The organism is Pseudomonadota bacterium, from assembly GCA_026388255.1.
Classification (GTDB): Bacteria; Desulfobacterota; Syntrophorhabdia; order Syntrophorhabdales; family Syntrophorhabdaceae; genus JAPLKB01.
Genome location: JAPLKC010000001.1, coordinates 1 through 2171, shown reverse-complemented (window position 1 = coordinate 2171; position 2171 = coordinate 1). Strand labels below are relative to the sequence as shown.

At 37.9% G+C, this 2171-nt stretch carries 3 protein-coding genes; all 3 read left to right on the top strand.

Annotation, left to right across the window (positions count from 1 at the left end):
- Positions 1-196, top strand: a 196-nt coding sequence (locus tag NT178_00015; protein ID MCX5810922.1) for a hypothetical protein, incomplete at its 5' end; no start/stop codon positions are given.
- Between the two features lie 19 nt (positions 197-215).
- Positions 216-773, top strand: a complete 558-nt coding sequence (locus tag NT178_00010; protein MCX5810921.1) for a hypothetical protein — start codon at positions 216-218, stop codon at positions 771-773.
- 18 nt (positions 774-791) lie between these two features.
- Positions 792-2171 (top strand): hypothetical protein (locus NT178_00005; protein ID MCX5810920.1); only part of this gene is annotated, 1380 nt, incomplete at its 3' end.

Below are 2171 nucleotides of genomic sequence, written 5' to 3'. Positions count from 1 at the left end.
TGAAGGACTTTTTGAGATGTATTATGCCCAATTAATGGCACAGACTCATTTGAAGTATGTATATGATGCTATTACATATACATGGGATGAAACGACACAATCCCTTAAGGGAGATCTGAATCCCGCCATCATCGCATTACAGAGCAATTTTACAACTCATAATAATAACAAAGCACAAACAATATTAAAAAATTAAAAACAAAGGAGCAAAACTTATGATAAGAAAGGGTGTCCAAAATTTTAAAATACACAAGATTATTTCAATTATTACTTTACTTTTGTTAATCTGGATTTTGATGGACAGCTATTGTATTGCTAAAGATTTATCTATTAAAGTTAATAACATATCAAACAAGCAAAACAAATCTTTAAATATTGAATTGTTAATATTCTCTTCGACCAAATATTCACTTGAACGTAATCTAATTATGAAATACGAGAAGATTTCTACGAAAGATTTGAATAATGGTTTGATATATATCGCATTAAAAGATCTAAATGATGACGGTGTTAAAGAAATATTTTCATATATTGAAATATTTAACTACTGTGGACAGCAAACAGGCTGCCCATTCAATATTTACAAAATCGAAAATGGAAAAATCAAATCGTTATTGCCACAATGTTTTACTAATGGGTTTCCCATTTTTATAGATATAAACGATTCAGGCAAACAAAGCTTGGTTGGCATTCTTTCAAGTAAGACTGATGGTTGGCGAGACATTTTCATAGATAGTAAAACAATTTGGAAATGGAATGGAAAAAGTTATTAATAAATAAGGGGGTTAATTATGGAAAGCAAATTTGATCTTGCGCTAACGTTTGTCTTTAAAGCAGAGGGTGGATATTCCAATCACCCAAATGATCGTGGTGGTCAGACAAATTACGGTATTACTAAAGCTACATTTAATGCTGCAAAAAAACAGGGAATTATCGACAATTCATTAAATAGCGTGAAAGACATAACATTACAAGATGCCAAGAACATTTACAAAACAATGTTTTGGGATGAAATCAAAGGAGATGCTTTGCCTGCAAAATTGTCAGTAGCCATGTTTGATACAGCGGTGAATATGGGAAATAAAACCAGTGTTAAAATGTTACAGGGAGTTTTAGGATTACCCAAAGATGGAGTAATTGGCTCTCAAACATTATCTGCTATCCAGAATTACAGCGGAAATATTATTAATGACTTTTTGGATGTAAGAAAAGTAAGGTACAAAGAGATAGTTGCCATAAGGCCGAGCCAAAAAGTTTTTTTAAAGGGCTGGCTAAATAGGCTTAACAATTTAAAGGGCTATGTTAATAATGTCGATGATTACAGCTTTATTCCCCTGTGGGTTAAAAATGCATATCAGGGGTTTGTTAATGAACTTATAAGCACTTCCCTTCAGACCTATGCTTCTGCCAAGACCGTTTTCTTCAAAGACCCCCTTATCCTTGACTTGGACAACGATGGCATAGAAACCATCAACGTCAAAGACGGGGCTTATTTTGACCATGACAGGAATGGATTTGCGGAACAGACCGGATGGGCATCCTCAGATGATGGCCTCCTTGTTATGGATCGCAACAACAATTGCACCATTGATGACGGCACGGAGCTTTTTGGTGATCAAACAATTCTCCAGAACGGCCAGAGAGCTACAGACGGTTTTCAGGCACTGGCTGAGTTGGACAGCAATAACGATGGCGTGATAGATGCCAACGATACCCAATTCTCTCAACTCAAAATCTGGCAGGACATAGATGGCGACGGTTATTCGGCAGAAGACGAACTATTTACCCTACAAGAGATGGGTATACAATCCATCAACGTAGCCCACACGGACACAAATATCCTTGACCCACAAGGCAATACACAAGTTCAGACAGGGACATTCACTAAAACAGACGGTTCAACTGCCTCAATAGGCGGTTTTAATCTCCAGAGAGATGCAACCTATACCATAGCCACAGAATGGCTTGACGTCCCTGACAACATAGCCGCCCTACCCGACTTGCAAGGTTACGGCAATACCTACGACCTCCATCAGGCGATGGTGAGGGATACCACAGGTACACTCCAAGCCCTGATTGAGCAGTTCATAGCAACAGAAGACTCCGGTGTCCGTGATGGCCTTATGGAACAGATACTTTTTGAATGGACCGGTTCGGATGGTATAGACCCT